The following is a 20,680-nucleotide window of genomic DNA, read 5'->3' as shown; positions in this document are numbered from 1 at the left end:
AGTATAAAAACTACAGTATAATCAATTTTCTTTTTAGCACAGGAAAGGGGGATTTTTTATGAAAAATTATGAAAAAGACACGATGAAATTGCTAAGAATGATTTATACTGGTATTACCAGTTGTCTAAATAGCGTATAGTATAATTTGTTCCAATTAAAGTGGAAGGACGGCGTTTTATGCCAAAATATAAATATAACAAGATAAATATCCTATTTTCATGCTGTTTACTAGTTTCTTTTGTTGCTGCTCCTTTAGTTGTGCAAGCACAAGAAGATCCTTTGGTTACGCAAGCAAGAGAAGCAGCGAAAGAGGCTAAGCCTTTGGTTCAAGAGTTATTGCATTTAAAAAATCAACAACAATTTGAAAAAGTTGAGCAAAATTTTGAAAAAGCACAACGTTTTTTGGAGGATAACCGACCAAATCAAGAGGATACCGTTACTCAACTTAAATCCACAACGGCGATACAAACAATTACGAAGATTACTATTGATTTGGGTGGAGAGGAAATCTCACTGGATTTTGATGAAGTCATAAAACATTATTTAAATCAGCCTTTATCAACGAAAACCGTGTTTGCGTTGACAAAAGAATTAACACAGGTGTTGTACAATGCCGGTTATGTAACCAGTGCTATTGGTTTAAAATCTTCAAAGATCAAAAACGGTGAAGTGGAATTTGTCGTACTTTGGGGAAAAGTAAATGACATTTTAGTGGAAGATAAACAAGCATCTCTATTTAAAGACAAAGCTATGTTATTGGTATTGCCCAATTTAAAGGGAAAAGTACTTCGTATTTATGATGTAGATCAGCTTATTGAGATCTTAAATACAGGGAATAAAACAGCGAAAGTCAATGTGATTGCATCGGACAAGAAAAGTATGTCAAATCTGAGTATTGAGAGGCACCGCACTTCTTATCCGCAGGTTAGTTTAAGCCTGAATAATTCCGGTGAAGGAAGTAATGCCGAAGGTCGAAATCAGGCAACATTAAGCATCTCATGGAGTGATCTGTTAGGAACGAATGACCGTTGGAGTTTTTCAACGGGTTATCGTATTTATAAGGATCGTCAAGCAAATCGGCAACAAAATTATTCCTTGTCTTATACTCAACCTTTCTCATTTTCGACTTTGGATATTAAGTTATCATATTCCGGTTATAAGAAACAGTTGAGAGGAATTCATACTCACGGATCCAGTGGGGAAACAAAGCAAGCGTCATTTAAGTTATCGCACACATTATTGCGTAATAAAGACATGATTTTATCTTTATATGGAGAACTTGAGTTTAAAAGGCGTCTTAGCTACTTTGGTGATATTCGCATAGGGAAATATCACAATAACAAATTGAATATAGGATTATCTTATGTGACCAATTTGGGGCATGGCAAACTTTATAGTGATCTGTCTTATTCCAATGGACTGCGGTGGTTTAATGCAAATCATTCTGCATATAATTCACATAGAGACAAAACATTAAGATTGGTTTCAGGCAGTATTAACTGGCAGAGACCGTTTGTTTTTTTTAATCGAGGAATGAGTTATCAATTTCGTTTAGGTGCACAATATGGATTTGATAGCTTATATGGAGAGAACCAGTTCTCAATTGGAGATGAATATACGGTAAGAGGATTCAAAGGTGGGGCAGGCTCAGGTGATCGTGGTTTCTATATTTCTCAAACAGTTACGATCCCTTTTTACCCTCAAAAGAGTTATTTATCTTACATTAACCCTTTTTTGGGTATTGATATAGGAAAAGTTCATGCAAAACGACCGCACCATGTTGTAGATACGTTTGCGGGGTTTGCATTCGGTGTGAAAGCTCAAATAAAATCACTTGCATTATCATTGACTTATGCTAAGCCTATTAATGGAGTGGGAACTTTTGAGGAAAGTAACAAGAAGTCGGTTTTTTATTTCACAGGTTCGGTTTCGTTTTGATTTTTTAGTTTAGAGGAAGGTATTATGAATAAGAATTGTTATAAGCTTATTTTCAGCAAGACAAGAGGTTGTTTAGTTCCTGTAGCAGAATGTATTACATCAGCTGTAGATAGTGGTTCATCTGATTCTGTTGTTGTGTCAGAAAAAACAGACGAGGAAGACCGGCAGGGAGCGATTGAAGACTACCGCTTATCCAACGTATGTTTATCCGTAAAAACCTTTTTAAATCCGGTATCTTCTGCTTTGTGCTTAAATTGGAAAAGCGTTTCTGTATTGCTGTTAAGTATGGTAGCAGCACCGAATTTTGCACAGTCAGCAGAAGTAGCAAAAACGGAGAAAAAACCTCAGCTAACTGATATTACATCAACCAACAATAATAATGATGTTCAATTGGATACTAGCTATAAGAATCAAACTGGAGCAGGAAATACTGTTGCAAACGATGTAAACAACCACCCTACTAAACTATACAAAACAGAAAATAACGTCATTGTTATCGATATTGCGAAACCGAATGATAAAGGAATTTCAGATAACCGTTTCCAAAAATTTAATATTCCAAACGGAGCGGTTTTTAAAAATAATAAAGATCAACAACGTTCTGAATTAGTGGGTTATCTAGAAGGTAATAAGAATTTAACAGAGCAGGAAGCAAAAGTTATTTTAAATCAAGTAACGGGAGCAGAGTTAAGTCAAATTAAAGGGGCGTTAGAGATTTTAGGTAAAAAAGCCGATTTGGTTATTGCCAACCAACATGGTATTAACCTAAATGGGGTGCAAACCATTAACGCAGGACGTTTTGTTGCAACGACAAGTAAGCTTATCGATCCTAAAAATGGTGTTATGGATCTAGATGTTTCAGAAGGAACAGTAACAATAGATGTCAACGGGTTTGCAACGGATAATTTACCTTACTTAGATATTATTGCGAAGAAAATTGAACAGAAAGGCACAATTAAAAATAAAGAAAGTTCTAATGTAGAAACAGAAATTACCTTTATTGCAGGGAAAGGTAAAACCAAATATAGCATTGAGAATGATAAAACGAAATTAGAAGTACAAAAAGACAGTAGTACCAGTCAGGCTTCCGACAAAGAAGAAGTCGCAATTACCGGTGCAAGTACAGGTGCAATGCACGGTAAAAGTATTAAATTGATCGTAACGGATCAAGGTGCGGGTGTAAAACACGATGGTATTATTTTATCTGAAAACGATATTAAAATTGAAAGCAATAAAGGGGATATTGATTTAGGTGATAAATTACAAGCCAAAAATGAGATTGCATTAAATAACGCCAAAAGAGTTACCATAGCAAATGAGATTACGGCAAATAACTCCATCACACTTAAAGATACAGAAGATGCCAAGTTAAAAAACAAAGGGAAGTTAGCTTCTAAAAAAGTTAAAGTGGATGCAAAAAAATCTCTTGTCTTGGATGGCGAGACAAAAATCGTTGCAACGGATCTTGAGCTTAAATCTCAAACATTGACTAACCAAGGGCGTATTTACGGAAATAAAGTAAAAATTGATACCGATAAATTAGTCAATAAAAAAGAAATTTATGCGGAAGACAATCTTGATATTACAACCAAAGGTAAGACAGTTACTGTTTCTGTAAATAAAGACAATAAACGCAAGGCGGACGTTAAAGAAGAAACCGTTGCTGATTTAGATGTTGGCTTTGAAAATACCGGTACCATTGAAAGTAAATCTAAAGCTAAATTAACTTTTAAAGATAATACAAGTTTTGTCAGCAAGGGTAACAAGTTTATAAAAGCGAAAGATGAGTTGACTATTGATGCTCAAAATGTGGTTATTAGCGAAAATGATGAACTACAAACTACTGCAAGACTTACCATTAATGCGGCAGGCAATGTTGTTAACAACGGATTATTAGCCAGCGGAAAAACGCTGACGATTAATGCTAAACAAGGGAGTATCTATAATGAAAAAGGGATTTTGGGTGCTCGTGAACAACTGACTTTATCTGCTAAAGGAAATAATAAAGAAACTGAGGGAAATATTATTAATGGAGCGGATTCTCTATTGCATTCTGAGGGTAAAATGGAACTCGATGCAGAAAATACCGTTTACAACTTGGGTAATATTTTTGCTAAGAGCGATCTTACTGTAAAAGCTAATGAACTGATTAATGATGTTCAATTGTCGGGCAAAGTCAGCAAAGGAACAAATTCTTCCGTATTAACCCGTTATCGCCGTTCTGATATTGCAAGTCATGGTTGGCATAATAACGACTATCGTCTATGGATCAATCCGGTAGAATTTGAAAAAGCAGAGGTGAAAGTCGAAAAAGCAGGCTTGATCCGTGCGGAAGGCAATTTCAAATTCGAAGGTAAGAAAAGAGATAATCAACAAGAGGCAACACTCACTAATCATGGTGTGATTAATGTTAAAAACACTTTCGAAGCCCAAAATGCAAAAGTTGTAAATAATATGAAGGCTTACCAAGCCAATTTGTTGACTGAATTTTTCAAACAAAAACAAGATATTACATTTAATTATCAGCCGAGAGCCCGTCTCTTTTTATCCGCACTTTCAGGGCAAGCAGAGAGAAAATTCAATTCTCTTGAGGAGCTTTTTGACGGTTTATTTTCTGAGCAACCAATAACAAATTCCAGTTCTTATTATGCGGATAACTCGCAAGCTATGCACTTATTAAAAGACATTAAATCGGATACTTTCCAAAAGGCTATGGTGCAAGTTTTTGGGGCGGATTGGCGAAATAGTAACCATAAAACATTGTCAGAACGTTGGAAATCATTTAAAGAAAAACAAGATGCCCACTTTGATTATCGCCCAACAGATAAAGCTAAAATTCTTGCTGGAAAAATTCAGGGAGATATGAAAGCTTTAGAAAATGGTTCAACTGGAGGATTTTCTGAAACTGAGCAAGTAACAGTAGGAAACTATAAATTTGATATCAGTAAAGCGGAATTTAAATCAGAGGTCAACGGGCAAGAAAATCTGAATAATAGCAATGTTGATTTATCCGCCTTGTCAGATCTGCTATCTATTCCAAATCTTTTTGTGGATAACAGCGTACAGTTAGATAAAACGGTCGATAAAAATATTGAGATTGATGAGGAAGATGAATTTCTATTAAAACCTCACACAGGAGAAGAACCTGATTTATTGAATGAAAACGAATTATCAGAGAATGGAAAATTCTTAGATAAGTTATTGGATGAAATTGGTGAAAAAACATATATTCGAGAGGTGTCTGATGATGGCTGGGAACGCGAACCCGATGAGCCTGACTATAAAACTGAGTCAAGGCTAGAAACAAGAGATCGTTTTGATACTTTACCTGATCATGTACAGGAAAAGTTACGTCAAAAATTCAATGAATATAAAGAGAAAGCACAAGCAGAACGCCAAAGCAAAGCTCTTGATGCAAAAACAAAAAATGAAAAAGTACAAAGTGAACTAGAAACAGGTTACAAAAAAGAGGAAGAACGCCAAGAGAAAAGTGCACTTGAAAAACAAGCAGAATTGAAACAAATTGCTCAGCAAGAAACCGAAAAACTTGCGGAAGAGAAGAAATTACAAGGCAAAATTGAAGAAGAAAAACGACAACTCGTTCTTGAGAAAGAAAAACAAGAACAGCAAAAACAAGCGGATGCAAAAGCGAAAATTGAAGAAGAAAAACGTCTTGAAGAATACAGAAAAGAGCTGGCGAAAGATCATCAAATTGAAGAAGCACTTTCGAAAAACCAATTCTTAAAAGAGGTAGATGATACACGTCCTAAAGTGGAAACCGATCCGCTTTACAGAACGAAATTGCAGTATATTAACCAAGATGAATATTTTGGATCTAAATATTTCTTAAATAAAGTAGGTTCATCTACCGATGCCGGTAAGAAAGTAGCGGTAATTGGTGATAACTATTTAGAACATCAGTTAATTACAAAATCTATTGAGAAGAAAGTAGATAACCATTTGGCATTGAAATATCAAGTAAATGATGCACAGTTGGTTAAAAAATTAATAGATAACTCTTATTTTGAATCTAAAGAGTTAGGTTTGAAAGTTGGGGAAGCACTAACAAAAGAACAACAAAATCAACTTAAACAAGACATTGTTTGGTATGTTAAAGCCAATATCAACAATAAAGAGGTTCTATTACCGCAAGTTTATTTTGCAAATAAAACATTAAGAGATGCTGAAAAATTCAGAGGACTTGGTGATGCACTTATTCGTGCTAATGAAATTAATTTGAAAACAAGAGATGTACTAAACAGCGGTACGATTTCCGGCAAAAATATTGATATTGAAGCCGAAAGTAAAATCAAAAATAGAGGCGATATTTTAAGTGAGGAAAGCACTCGCTTAGTTGGACACAAAGGAATTGATAATACTGCTCGCTCTTTTGTGAATGGAAACGGCGATGTTGAAGTTCAACGTGCTTCAATTAGAACAGAGGGACATTTACACCTTGAAGCAGATGAAGATTCAGATATTAATTCAAAAGGTTCGGATATTAAAGGTAAAACAGGTTTTGTAAAAGCACGTAATTTCAATACGACAGATACCCACAGAACTGAGCATTCCGTTGAAAAAGGTAGAATTTTCTCTAAGAAAGGCGAGGTATTGGGCTATCGTAAGGAAAGCACGCAAAAAGCGATTTCTGTCGGTTCAAATACCGAATTTGATCATGTGCATTTCGCAATAAAAAATGATGTGAATCAGGAAGGCAGTAAGATCAAGGCAAAAGTTGTTACAGGGATTGTGCAAGGTGATTATAACACCAAGGCAGGTCGCAATGCGAAACAGACGGAACGTTACATTCGCTTAGATCAAGAATATTCATCCGGTCATATTAGCGGTGCAGGGTTCACTGTAAGCCATGAACGTGATAGCCAAAACGGCGAGAAAACAAATATTGGCGGTGCATCATCTAATACTGGCACCGGTTTTACTTTGGGCGGTTCTTTCAGCGAAACGAGAGAAAAAGAAACATCATTAACTCACACCAACAGCGATTTGCAAGTCGATCATGGTATTTTACATGTATTGAAAAAAGCGGAAATCGGTGGTGTTGATATTAATAAACACAAGTTCACAGGAAAGGCAACAGAAGAAGATGAAGCGAAAGCTGAGCAACAGGCTAAGGCAAAAGCCGCACCTGATGCAACAGACAACGCAGCTCAGAAAGAGGAACCTAAATTTAAAGTCCTATCTCAAAGTGAAGTTGATGATTTGATGACAGAAAAATCTGCCAATGATTTATTCAACAAGTATAAGAAAGTTAAAGAAGATGAAGGCTTTGAACTTTCTGCAAAAGAGATTACATCGAATAAACAAAAAGATGAATATCATCTTGATTCTGAACGTTCAGTCTTGAAATTCGGTATTGAAACAGAAGGACACTCAGCTATTGCAGATGCTGTTAGCCATGTAGCGAAAGAAATTGTAGAGGCACAACGAGGCGTTAAGCAAGATGGTACAGTTGCGTTGCAACATATTAGCGATGTTGCAAATATTGTTACCGGCGAATTGGTTGGCGGTTCATCTAAGTTTGGATTTGAGCGTAATTACGAAACAAATAAGGTTAAGGAAACCTCTGACATTCGCACAAAAATTGCAGGTAATATTACGCTTTCAGCCCATGGTGGAAATCTACAGTTGAAAAATGTAGAAAGCGATGCTAACAGCAAGCTAACGCTTCAAGCCAAACGTAATGTTGATATACTTGACGGCGAAACAACAAGAGAAAGTACTGAAAGACAATCTCGTCAGAAATTTGCATTTGGTATAAATTCAGGTTGTAGCGTGATGAGCGGAGGTTGTAATGGTGGCGTATCAGGTTCTGTTGATGGCAATGAAAGTTTCACGACAGAAAAATCAGTTACACATAACAACAGCTTGCTGAGAGCGAAAAATCTAAAAATTGCAGCAGGTAAAGATCTTAATTTGATTAGCTCAAATATTAAAGCGGATCATTTGGATTTAAATATCAAAGGTAAAACGAACATTGTATCAAAACAAGATTCCTTCGATAGACTTTATAGAGGTTTTGATTTTAGTGCTTCAGCAGGTGCCGCACTTTCTAGTTCCACACTTGTAAAAGGTAATGGAAGTTTTGGGGCAGGTTATACTCATGAAGTTGAGAACAGAAAACTTCTTAATCAACAGGCAGGTATTGTTGCGAACAGAATTACCGGACAAATTAAAGATTTGGATCTTGTAGCGGCTCATTTCATCAATAAAGATGAAAATAGTGGCTTCCGTGTTTCAGGAAATGTTACGAGCCAACAACTTAATGATAGTCATCATAAAGATGGTGGTTCTGTCGGCGTTTCTGTAGGTATTAACGAGCGTGGTGCATCTTCATTTAATGTACGTGGCGGGCGTGCGGAGCAAAAACATTACGATGCGGTACAAAAATCGGTTATTTCCGGAATCAATCTTAAAGATAATAATGTAACGGGCGAAATTGTTGATGATCTAAGCAAAGCTAAGACCGTAACGAGAGATGATGTGTATGCAAGTACACAATTCAATTTTGAAGTTGCAGACTTAGTGGAGTTGGGTGAAAAAGCAAAATCTAAATTACAATCTAAGTTTAGCAAAGCAGTAAATAATGATGCCGAACAGCCGACTACAACTAGAATTTCTTCAGAAGATGTTGTAGAAATGGTAGATAATCCGCTCTACGGTTCTAGTGCTGATGTACGCAAACTAAGAACTTCTGATGAAGGCAGTGAAGGTTATAGCACTTTGGGTGATCAAAATGCCAATAAAGGAAGAAAATTGCCTAATGGTAGCGATGATATTTACAGTCTCTTAGGAAAAGTGAAAGCATTAGGAGATGAGCTTGTTTATGACAAAGTGAGTGCTGAAGGTGCTTACGATCTTTTAGGCGATAGCAACGCTAACAAAGCTAGAACGTTACGTAACAATAGCGATGATATTTACAGTACGGTAGGTGATGCAAATTCAGATATTTCTCGTATCAGATCAAATGTTTATGATGAAATTGCAGCCGCTCCTTATAGTCTTTTGGGAAGAGCAAAAGCCGCAGAGGAACATATTTACGAGCAAATCGGTGAAGGTCCTTACAGCCTTTTAGGTAATGGAAGTGCGGTTAGAAATAGAACTTTAGGCGGTGAAAGTGATAGCACTTACAGTACGGTAGGTGATGCAAATTCAGATATTTCTCGTATCAGATCAAATGTTTATGATGAAATTGCAGCCGCTCCTTATAGCCTTTTAGGAAGAACAAAAGCAGCAGAGGAGCATATTTACGAACAAATCGGTGAAGGTCCTTACAGTCTTTTAGGTAATGGAAGTGCGGTTAGAAATAGAAACTTAGGTGGTGAAAGTGATAGTCCTTACAGCCTTTTAGGTGGTGAAGGGACGAGAAATAAAGTTCTAGCAGATACTATTGAGAGCATTTACAGTACCTTGTCCCGACCGCAGGCATCTTCTAACCTTGAAATGGTGGATAATCCGCTGTACGGCAGTGTGAGAAGATCTGCGAGTGATCAATTGCCGGAATTACCGACAGTGAGAAACTTGTTGAATAGCGACACGGAAGCAGGTAATGGCACTTATTCGGAAATTACTTCTAGAACCCGCAATGCGAATGATCCGTTACCACCTCTTCCAAATGAGTTTAGAACTCGTTTAAGTCAAGGTGCGGATTTAGCTGATCATGTTTATGATACGATTGGAAGTATTTACAGCGTATTGTCCAAACCAAAAGCATCTTCTAACCTTGAAATGGTGGATAATCCGTTGTACGGCAGTGTGAGAAGAGCGGCTGGTGATCAATTGCCGGAATTACCGACAGTGAAAACCTTGTTAAACAAAGTGGAAGAAGTAGGTAATGAAATTTATTCGGAAATTACCTCTAAAACTCGCAGTGCGAATGATCCTCTGCCGGCACTTCCAAATTTCCGTTTAACTCAGGAAGTTGATACGGCAGATCATATTTATGCCGACATTAATGATGTTGTAAATAGAGCGAATAAAGCAAAACGTGATTTACCGGCAACACCGGAGGCTACACCTAAAGTTGCGGTAGATGGTGGAGATTACGCTACAATTGGTGAGGTTTCGCCGTTACAACCGAGAGCTGCAAAAGGTCAAGTTAGTGATTATGAAACAATTCCGTTAGACGAACCATCGCAAACAGCGGTGCGTACAGAACGCTTGGCTGTGGAGGGAGATTATGCTGAAATCACCTCTCCATCAATACAGCCGAGATCGGCTCGTAGTCAGTCTAGCGGTGAAGAATTTGAACCGATTCCATCGGAATTTTCTTCTGAGCCACAAACGCCGAAGCGTGCATTACCTGCGGAAAATGCGACTGACACTGTAAATGAAGTAAAAGTGCGGTCAAATTCTGAAGAAGATCGAGCAAATACGGCAAAACCAGAGGTAAACGAGCCGATTTATGCAACATTGGATAAAAGTCCGGAAGGGCTTGCGAGAGCGAAAGCAAAAGGTGATGAAGCGGCAGCGGCAAATCCGATTGTAAAAGCGAGAGTGGAAGATGATGTGGCACCTGAATTACCGCCACGCCCATCAAATTTGAGCGATCCGGTAAGCAATGAAACAGTTGCGGAAAATGGACAATCAGCTGTATTAGGTACACCAAGAAGTGCGTTGGCTGAAAGTAATCGCAACAATAACGGTAATCATAAACTCCAATCAGAAGGAGCAGAGGGCGTATCGCCAAAAGCAAAATCAGATGAGAAATCTTGGTTTGCGAAAGTAAAAGATTTCTTCTTTGCGAAATCGAATAAATCACAAGCTAAAGAGGCAAAATCTGAACAGGAAACTGTTTCTAAGCCGAATTATGATAGTTTGGAAGATGACTTAAATCTGAAAAATTTATTGGCGTTAGAAGATAAACGTGGTTCTTCTTTTGAAGAAAATGTGTTGAAAAATCCTGAATTTTTGGCAGAAGCAAGAGAGATCGCTAAGAAATACATTCCTGAAGCTACAATCAAACAAATGGGGAATTCTCCGGAGTTTGATGAAATATTGACAGAGGGAGCGAAGAAAGTAGAGAAACGCATCAATGATGCCTTAACTTTCAAGCCATCTGTTGATGAATTTAATGAAATTCAGGGATTGGTGAAAAATATACAAAAAGGAAGTGCGGTAGATGATCTCAATGCACAAACTTTAGCGATTACAGAAGCTTTAGCAGATACGTCAAAAACAATTCAACGTAATCCGAAATTGAAAGAAGAAGTTCAAGGTGCGATTGAAGAATTTTTGAAAAGTAGTCAGGGTAAAGAGTTAACTGTAGAGATGATCGAAAAGTTAAATCATGGATTACGTCCTGATGAAGGTAGCGATCGTTTGCTTTACAAAAAGGAAAATTTAACTAAAGAAAATGCAGTATTTTCCAGTCCGCAAGCATCAAAAATTCAGTTAAATGAAACAGTGGACTTTATTAACCAAGCAATCAAGCAAAATGTGGAACCAAGCGTTTTAGCGGGTCTGGTTTATCAGCGACTAATTGCTTATCATCCGTTCGCAGAAGGTAATGGTCGTATGGCTCGAGTTGTAGTAAATAAAATTTTACTTGACGCAGGTTATCCGGCATTTACTAAATTCAGTTCTGAATTTGAAACGCAGATCATTCCGCAAACAAAAGCTACCGCTAAGTCGGCGACAAGTGCTGAAGTTGTGAAAGAATTTTTGACTGAATTAGGAAAAAAATCATCTTCTCAAGAGAGCGGTGCGAATAATCAAGACGAACAAGCGACTTTGCCTGTTACGTTGAAGTCTAAAGATGTTAGTGAAGTCGAAAACACACAATCCGCAGACAGTTTGACCATTAAACAGCCGGAACAAGGTAAAGCAGGTGGTCAGTTACCATCTGTTCCGAAAGTGGAGACTTCTGTAAATGAAGTTGCATCGCTATCATCTGCACCGGCAGAACTCAAAAATGCTGCGGGAGGAAATAAAAAAGCGGCAGAGAAATCAGAGGGTGCTACAGGTGTAGAAAAAGAAAAAACCACACTTTTCCAACGAGTGAAACAATTTTTCACCGGAAGTAAGGGCGGTGCGAAGCCTGTAGCGGGAGATGAGACAGCGAATAAAGTCAATTATCAAGACTTGGAAGATAATTTAAATTTAAAAGGATTAATTTCTTTAGAAGATGATCGAAATGCTAATTTTGAAAGTAATGTATTGAAAAATGAGAAATTTTTAGATGAAGCAAGAGAGATTTCGAAGAAATCAATTCCTGAAGCGACAGTTAAGCAAATGTCTCATTTACCTGAATTTGATGATATTCTCACCGAGGGAGCTAAGAAAGTAGAAAGTCGTATTAATAAGGCAATCACATTTCGTCCTTCTGCTGAGGAGTTTTCAGAAATTCAAGATTTGGTGAAAACGTTACCGAAAACAAAGGTTATAGAGGATCTTTCAACAAAAACAAATGAAATCACAGAGGCTTTAGCTGCGACGTCGAAAACCATTCAACGTACACCGGAGTTGAAAGAACAGTTAAAGACCGCAATAGAGGATTTCTTACAAAACAGTCAAGGCAAACCTTTGACAGTGCAGATGATCGAGAATCTTAATCACGGATTACGTCCGGATGAGGGAGAAGGTCGTTTACTTTATAAAAAAGAGAATTTAACCAAAGAAAATGCGGTATTTTCTAGTCCCGAAGCGGCAAAAATTCAGTTAGCGGAAACGGTTGATTTTATCAATCGAGCGAAAAATGAAGGAATTGAGCCGAGTGTGGTTGGGGCATTAGTTTATCAGCGATTGATTGCTTATCACCCATTTGCAGAAGGTAATGGACGTATGGCGAGAGTCATAGTAAATAAAATTTTACTTGACGCAGGTTATCCGGCATTTACCAAATTTAGTGATGAGTTTGAACCGCAGATTATTCCTCAAACGAAAGCATCAACTAAATCCGCAACGAGCAGTGAAGTGGTAGTTGAGTTTTTAAAAGAGTTGGCAAAAAAAGGAAGCGAGGAAGATAACGGGCAGAATTTAGAAAAAACTGACCGCACTTCTACGGATTTGACAGAAAGTGCGGTGGAAAATTCGGCTGCTTTGAGTTCCGGAACAGTTAGATCTGCGACAGTTTCTGAAACAGTGACCGAAACGGAACAGGCAAAAGCGAAACCTGTGAGTGATTTGGTGAGTAACAAAGAGCTAGTTGAACAGCAACGCACGGTATTGCAACGCATTCAGGATCAATTTCAGCCTTTGAAAGTGAAAAGTAAAATTGATGCTGTACGTTCTTCCGTTGAAGAGTTTGGTGGAGAAGTAAGCTTTAAGTTTGCCCAATCTAAAGGGGAAGTTTACAAGGAAATTGTAAAACACATGGAAACACAAAATGGTGTATGTGAATCAACTTGTGCACATTGGATTGCAAAAAATGTTAATCCAAACGACGAGAATTTCTTTAATACCCTTTATGAGGGCGGTAAAAAAGGACACTTGAAAAAAGAAACTATTGATTCTATTAAAAAACTTCAAACTGAGTTTATTAATAGCGGTAGTGCAACTCAGCAATTCAAATTAACAGACAGTTGGTTGCAAGAGCAAGGTGTTGTTCCGAAAGAGAAAAAAGTAGCGGATTTTGTTCGTCGTGATGAAGTATCAGGAACTGTATCAAAAAATGATGTATCCTCATTAGTAAAAGCGATTTTGGATACAGGCGATGATAAAGCCGGTGTTAAGAAAATCTCCATTAATCTTGAGGGAGGATCTCACACTGTATCTGCGGCGGTTGACGGCTCAAAAGTGACTTTCTTTGATCCGAATTTTGGTGAAATGACATTCCCAACTCATCAGCAGTTTGAGAATTGGTTGAAAAATGCCTTTTGGCAAAAAAGTGGCTATGCCGGAAAACAAGAAGGAAAACGTTTCTTTAATGTGGTCAACTACAAAAAAATAATTGATTAAATAATTTCTTTTAATCAGACATAACTTCAAAACGTTTCTTTTTAGACAGGCTTGAAACTCTTCCTGCCTACTAATTGGGAACGTTTTTGTTTTGCTTAAAATTCTAAATTCACTTTTAATAAGAGGATGGTGTTCGGTTTTTGTATATGAGCAAGCAAAACGACAAATCTGATAAACATAATCTATAACTTAATTGCTCAAGTTGAGTTTTTTGATTATGTTTATTTTTTTGAATTTCTTGAAAAAGTGTAGCGTTGTATTGTGCCGGAAAATGTTTGATAAAAAATTGTACATTACATTAGATATAATAAGTTCTTGAAGTTAAGTCAAAGATTAAGAGAAAATTCCTTGTTATTTTCAACAAAAATATAATAGACTATTGTCCGACTTAGTCGGGGTGCTGATAACAGCTGAGATAATACCCGTGAACCTGATACAGTTAATACTGACGTAGGAAACTAATGGTCTTACTCCTTTCTTTTTCCAATCAAGTCAATATTACTTATCATGCTGTGTTTATTCAAACAGGAGAAAAGTAATGAACTTCAAAACCACTCTAATTTTTACCGCACTTTCTGCGATGTCTATTTGCTCTTTTGCTCAAGCGGAAGCGAAATCGGCACAAGGCTTAACCGTTTATACTTATAAAAGTTTTTCCTCCGATTGGGGAGCAGGTCCAAAGGTGAAACAAGGATTTGAGCAACAATATCCGCAATGTCGGGTAAATTATGTGTCCTTTGACAGTTCAGGTGTATTGTTCAATCGTCTGCGTTTAGAAGGTAAGAAAACCAAAGCGGATATTGTACTAGGCTTAAGTAATCATTTATTACAAGAGGCAATTAAGTCTGAATTATTTAGTGAGCATAAAGTTGATTTAAATAGACTTTCTTTACCGATTTCTTGGCAAGATCGACGTTTTTTACCTTATGATTTCGGGCATTATGCTTTTATTTATGATAAAACTAAATTAGTAAATCCACCGCAATCTTTGCAAGAGCTGGTTGAACGTCAGGATTTACGAGTTATTTATCAGGATCCTCGAACAAGCAGTGTGGGACGGGGATTAATCATTTGGTTAAATTTAGTGTATCCGCAACAAGAGGTAGATCGAGCTTGGCAGACATTAGCTAAACATACTGTTACTGTCGGTAAAGGTTGGACGGAAAGTTATGGGGCATTTTTAAAAGGTGAAGCGGATTTAGTATTAAGTTATAGCACCTCTCCACTTTATCATTTATTAAATGAACAAAAAGATCAGTACCAAGCGACGGATTTTGCTGAAGGCGGCGTTTTACAAGTTGAATTAGCAGCCAAAATAGCAAACAAAGAAAATGCCTGTGGCGATTTATTTATGGATTACTTGATTTCACCGCAAGCACAGACACATATCGTTAAAAATAATGTGATGTTATCTGTGATTTCTGACCCTATTGAGCCACATTATGATGCCTTAAAACAGTATCAGCTCAAAACAAATGTGTTTGACAGTTCCAATATTTCTGCTGAGCAACTAAAAAAATGGATTAATCAATGGCAAGCAAGTTTGGTGAAGTAATTTGTTAAAAGCATGGCGTTATTTTTCCACATTACCAATCAGCTCATTAAGTGGATTGGCAGTGTGGTTATTTATTATTTTGTTTTATGTTTCGGTCTTGAGCGGTATTTTTACTGTTGAAACTGATTATAACTGGGCGGAACTGATACGAGATGATTACGTCAAACAAGTCATTTTATTTAGTTTTGGACAAGCTATCTTATCCTCCTTACTTTCCGTCTTTTTCGGTTTATTATTCGCTCGAGCCTTTTTCTATCAAAGGTTTATAGCAAAATCTTTGATTCTTAAACTATTTTCTTTAACTTTTGTGTTGCCTGCATTAGTGGTAATTTTTGGTATTACAGGAATTTACGGGCATAACGGCTGGCTAGTCAAAGTAACAACATTTTTAGGCATAACTTGGCAACCCCATATTTACGGTTTAAGCGGTATTTTAATCGCACATTTATTTTTTAATATTCCTTTAGCTGCAAGAATGTTTTTGCAAACATTCCAAACAATTCCAACTCAGCAAAGACAGCTGGCATCACAATTAAATCTTCGTGGCTGGCAGTTTATCCGTTTGATTGAATTTCCCTATTTACGCCAACAAATATTACCGGTTTTCAGCTTGATTTTTATGCTATGTTTCACCAGCTTTGCTATTGTTCTCACTTTAGGCGGCGGTCCTCAATACACCACGTTGGAAGTTGCTATTTACCAAGCCATTTTATTTGAATTTGATCTCGCAAAATCGGCGTTATTTGCGTTGTTACAAGTAATTTTTTGTTGTGTGCTGTTTGCATTGGGTAGCCTATGGCAAAAATCGCCACAAGTGTTATTGCATAGTAAAAATATTTGGTTAGAAAAGCAGTCAAGAGCGGTACAAATCTGGCAAATTTTTTATATCAATTGCGTTTTATTGTTCATCAGCTTGCCTTTAATAAATATTGTTTTCTCCGCTTTTCAAGCACAAAGTTTATGGCAAATTTGGCAGCAATCACAACTTTGGCAGGCTTTAGGTTATTCGTTAGCTATTGCACCTTTATCAGCGATTTTAGCGATGTTATTTTCCGTTTCATTATTATTACTGGCACGCCGTTTACACTATTTGTCTTATTCATTTTTATCTCAGAGTATTTTAAATAGCGGAATGCTGGTGCTGGCTATCCCTGTCTTGGTTATTTCAGTAGGTTTATTTATTCGCTTAAGGGAAATGGATTTCTCCCACTATCATTTATTTGCTTTAGTCGTACTATGTAATGGCTTAACCGCCATGCCTTTTGTTTTACAGGTTCTAAAGTTACCGATGTACAACAATATGCAACATTACGAAAAACTATCGCAATCCTTGGCTATTCAAGGTTGGAATAGATTTTATTTAATTGAATGGCATAATTTAAACGCATCATTTAAATATGCTTTTGCACTGGCTTGTGCTATTTCCTTAGGGGATTTTACTGCCATAGCTTTATTCGGGAATCAGGATTTTAGTTCCTTGCCTTATTTGTTATATCAACAATTAGGCAGTTATCGCTCTGACGAAGGTGCAGTAACTGCATTGCTGTTACTCGTTTTTTGTACATGTATTTTTATATTAATTGAACGAATAAAAAAAGATGATTAAATTAAACACTATTTTTGATTATCCCAATATTTCTCTGCACTTTGATTTACATATAAGTCTAGGCGAAAAGATTGCTATTATTGGTGAAAGCGGAGCGGGAAAAAGTACATTGCTAAACTTAATTGCAGGATTTGAGCCGGTTAAGCAAGGGGAAATCCGGCTAAATGGTGAAAATCATACTTATACCGCACCACATCAACGCCCTGTTTCCATTTTGTTTCAAGAGCATAATTTATTTACTCATTTAACGGTATGGCAAAATATTGCTATCGGTTTAAGAGCGGATTTGAAGTTGAGCAAAGAAGAAATCAAACAACTGGAAAAAGTAGCAAGTGCGGTAGGTTTAACGGATTTTTTATCACGTTTACCTAAAGAATTGTCGGGAGGGCAACGACAGAGAGTTGCTCTAGCGAGATGTTTGTTACGAGATAAACCGATTTTATTACTTGATGAACCTTTTTCAGCGTTAGATCCTCATTTACGTCAGGAAATGTTGACATTGATTGATAAGTTCTGCAGAGAAAAACAATTAACGTTATTATTGGTTACTCATCAACTGAGCGAAGTGATAGATAAAATTGATCGCATAGTTGAAATAAAAAATGGTCAAGCAACAGAGAGGGAAATTCCTCGTTGAAATTGACCGCACTTTATATAAGGAAAAGAATATGACAATCACAACTATCAACATTCCCTCTTTAACACCGCATCCTTGCGTTAAATATTGGTCTGTATGCAAAGTTGAGGCGTTATTTGAAACACCATTTTTAGAACTTGTGTATCAAGCGGCTCAGGTACATCGAAAGCACTTTAATCCACAAACGATCCAACTTTCGACATTGATGTCTATTAAAACAGGCGGATGCCCTGAGGATTGTGGTTATTGTCCACAATCTGCACGTTATCATACCGGCGTACAAAATCAGCAATTATTATGTGTGGAGGAAATTGTCGAAAAAGCGAAAATAGCTAAATTTCGTGGTGCGGGGCGTTTTTGTATGGGAGCGGCTTGGCGTGGACCGAAGCCGAAAGATATTGAAAAAATTACTGAAATTATCAAAGCGGTAAAAGATCTGGGGTTGGAAACTTGTGGCACTTTCGGTTTATTACAAGACGGTATGGCGGAAGAATTAAAAGAGGCAGGATTGGATTACTATAATCACAACATTGATACCGCACCCGAACATTATAAAGAAATTATCGGCACAAGAGATTTTGATGATCGATTAAATACTCTTGGTAAAGTCAGGAAAGCAGGTTTAAAAGTATGTTGTGGCGGTATTGTCGGTATGAATGAAACTCGCAAAGAGCGGGCGGGTTTAATTGCAAGTCTGGCAAATTTAGATCCTCAGCCTGAATCCGTACCAATAAATCAGCTGGTAAAAGTGGAGGGAACGCCGCTTGCCGATGCTCAAGAATTAGATTGGACTGAATTTGTGCGGACAATTGCCGTTGCTCGAATTACCATGCCGAAAAGCTATGTGCGTTTATCTGCCGGTCGTCAAGGAATGTCTGAAGAAATGCAGGCAATGTGTTTTATGGCAGGAGCAAATTCTATTTTTTACGGTGACAAATTATTGGTAACAGTCAATCCTGAAGAAGATGGCGATCAATTGCTCATGGCAAAATTAGATCTTAAGCCTGAGACATAAGAGAATAAATTAGTTTAATGTTTGGGACAGTGCATTGTTCACTGTTTTGGTGAGATTTAACTAATCATCCCTACCAAACCCACCGCACTTATCAATAAGTGCGGTGAGTTTTGCTGGCGTTTAGAACCCTACCATTGATAGCCTACACCAACCGAACCGCCGACATCGCCCGTTGAAGTGCTTGTACCTTGTAGGCGTAGCATTATCTTGCCGTTATCACTCATGCGAGAATAGCCTAATGCCACCGCACTTTGCCCCTTATACGAGCCAGCCGACGCTGCCAACATAGATTTACCTGGCATCACCGTCATCGGCAATCCTCCTGTAGCCAAAGCTCCAGCGATACCCGCCTGCAAGCGTCTGTTAGTGGTACTGATCGCATTATCCAAGCGATTGACGGCGGAACCAATTTTTTCGTCCACGTAGTTTTTGTTGGTTGCCATGTCGCCTGTCGAGCGTGCGTCTAGGTCTTTTAAGCCTGTAATCACGCCTGTCCCCGCACGAGCCCCTGTTGCTGGGGCTTGGGTAGTGGCAAAATGGACACCGCCAGCGGTCACCACGGCTTTATTGTCGTTTTCTTGATTCGACAACACCATCGCTTCCGCACTGTATGTTGCTGATTTGACTTTGTTATCTGCACCTTTATTGACCACTATCAAACCATTGCTGTTTAGCGTAGATTTTCTACCGTCCACTTCACGGGTTTCAAAAGACGTCATATTTTTCAATTGATCAGACAGTTTGACTTCTAAGCCCTTGCCGTCTTGAGACATTTCCACTTTGATATTGCCGGTAGCGGTGCTGTCGCTGTTAAATGTGTCGCCCTCGCCTGTAATTGCTAAGGTTTCGCTGAGTTGTTTACGCACTTCAACACCATCATTGCCCTTGAACTTCATGCCCGATTTCGCTACCGCTTGCAAATCACCGATTGTTGCTGCGTTGGTTAAATCTATTTTGCTATCTTGTTTCGGATTTACTAACTCTGCAACTTTTTCATAGCCTCCGTAATTTTTCTCATACTCTTTATTGGTTTCTGTTAAGCCTTTTTGAGCTTCTTTTAAATCATTTCTTGCTTGTTCAAGTGCTTTTTTCGCTTCATCAAGTTTTGTTTGATTTTCTTTGAGCTTGGCTTCTGCTTGTGTTTTATCATTGCCCTCTGGCAACGCATTTATTGCTTGTTCTAAGCTACTTACCGCTAATGCTAAATCCGTGAAAGTTTGTGCTTTGTCCGAAAGTGCTTTAGCTTTCTCGCTCACCACTTTTACTTTTTCCTCAACGGTTTTGGTGAGTTCAGCCGATTTTTCTTGAGTCTTTTTCTTCTCTTCTTCGGTTTGTGCTTCTAGCCCAAGACCACTCGCCACATTGCTAATCCCAATAGGTGCGGTGCTTGGTTCGGCTTTGATCACGACTTGTTTCTTCTCTTCCTCAGAAATATCTTGAAGTGTGACGTCTTTTAATTTTTTGAAACTACCATCTGCCCCTTTCACGACTTTTTCATTGCCTAGATAAAAATCAAATGGACGGTTATTGTTCAGATTTTTAACCTGTTCATCGACATAGTTTTTATTCGTTGCACTAGTGCCATCAGCATTATCAGCCAAATCTTTCAAGCCCGTAATCGTGCCAGTGCCTGTGGACTGACCATCTGTTTTCTTGGTTGAGAACACAATAGACGGTCCCTCTGGTGCAGGTAAACTGGAATCCTCACTTGGTTCTGCAGGGGCTGTACCTGCCTTAATGGTGATGGTTGGTACTTCAAGAGGAGAGCCATTCGCTCCACTTGCTTTATGCGGTGTGAGTGCAATGCCGTCTTTATTAATCTTCACTTTCGCACCAGTGCTACCCACTTGGAAAGTCGCCCCTTTATCAGCATCTAAAGTAAGTTTGGTGACTTCTGTATCAGTACCATTTCCGCCCGCACTTCCGTTTTTAGACGGTGAAGAAATTGATTTTATATTGCTTAATTCATCAGTCGTATTAATGGTTAGCACCGCCGTTGTGTTCGATGTCGTA

7 protein-coding genes and 1 riboswitch are annotated in these 20,680 nt (G+C 37.9%); of the genes, 6 read left to right on the top strand and 1 reads right to left on the bottom strand.

Annotated elements, in window-relative coordinates:
* The first annotated feature begins 177 nt into the window (after positions 1-177).
* From HNR69_RS07645 to bioB, 6 genes are all read left to right on the top strand, one after another.
* The gene (locus HNR69_RS07645; RefSeq protein WP_075294368.1) at positions 178-1,938 is read left to right on the top strand and encodes a ShlB/FhaC/HecB family hemolysin secretion/activation protein; all 1,761 of its coding nucleotides are present in this window, start codon (positions 178-180) and stop codon (positions 1,936-1,938) included.
* A 24-nt stretch (positions 1,939-1,962) separates the two neighbouring features.
* The gene (locus HNR69_RS07640) at positions 1,963-13,854 is read left to right on the top strand and encodes a YopT-type cysteine protease domain-containing protein (RefSeq protein WP_135026487.1); all 11,892 of its coding nucleotides are present in this window, start codon (positions 1,963-1,965) and stop codon (positions 13,852-13,854) included.
* Positions 13,855-14,237: 383 nt separating this feature from the next.
* Positions 14,238-14,328, top strand: a riboswitch (TPP riboswitch).
* 64 nt (positions 14,329-14,392) lie between these two features.
* Entirely contained in the window at positions 14,393-15,409 is a 1,017-nt protein-coding gene (gene thiB / locus HNR69_RS07635) for a thiamine ABC transporter substrate binding subunit (RefSeq protein ID WP_011609167.1), read from the top strand.
* 1 nt (position 15,410) lies between these two features.
* On the top strand, positions 15,411-17,015 hold the full coding sequence (gene thiP / locus HNR69_RS07630; protein WP_075294370.1) for a thiamine/thiamine pyrophosphate ABC transporter permease ThiP: 1,605 nt from the start codon (positions 15,411-15,413) through the stop codon (positions 17,013-17,015).
* Positions 17,008-17,652 carry a thiamine ABC transporter ATP-binding protein gene (gene thiQ / locus HNR69_RS07625; RefSeq protein ID WP_011609165.1) on the top strand — a complete coding sequence of 215 codons (645 nt, stop codon included), beginning with the start codon at positions 17,008-17,010 and terminating at the stop codon, positions 17,650-17,652. The genes thiP and thiQ overlap by 8 nt, the downstream gene beginning before the upstream one ends.
* Before the next feature lie 31 nt (positions 17,653-17,683).
* A complete protein-coding gene (gene bioB, locus HNR69_RS07620; protein WP_075294371.1) occupies positions 17,684-18,667 on the top strand; it encodes a biotin synthase BioB in 984 nt (327 codons plus the stop codon).
* 128 nt (positions 18,668-18,795) lie between these two features.
* Here bioB and HNR69_RS07615 read toward each other — a convergent pair.
* Positions 18,796-20,680 (bottom strand): YadA-like family protein (locus tag HNR69_RS07615; RefSeq protein ID WP_183405664.1); only part of this gene is annotated, 1,885 nt, incomplete at its 5' end.

The sequence above is a fragment of the Histophilus somni genome, from assembly GCF_014202395.1.
Classification (GTDB): Bacteria; Pseudomonadota; Gammaproteobacteria; order Enterobacterales; family Pasteurellaceae; genus Histophilus; species Histophilus somni.
This window is presented reverse-complemented; position numbering and strand designations above follow the sequence as displayed.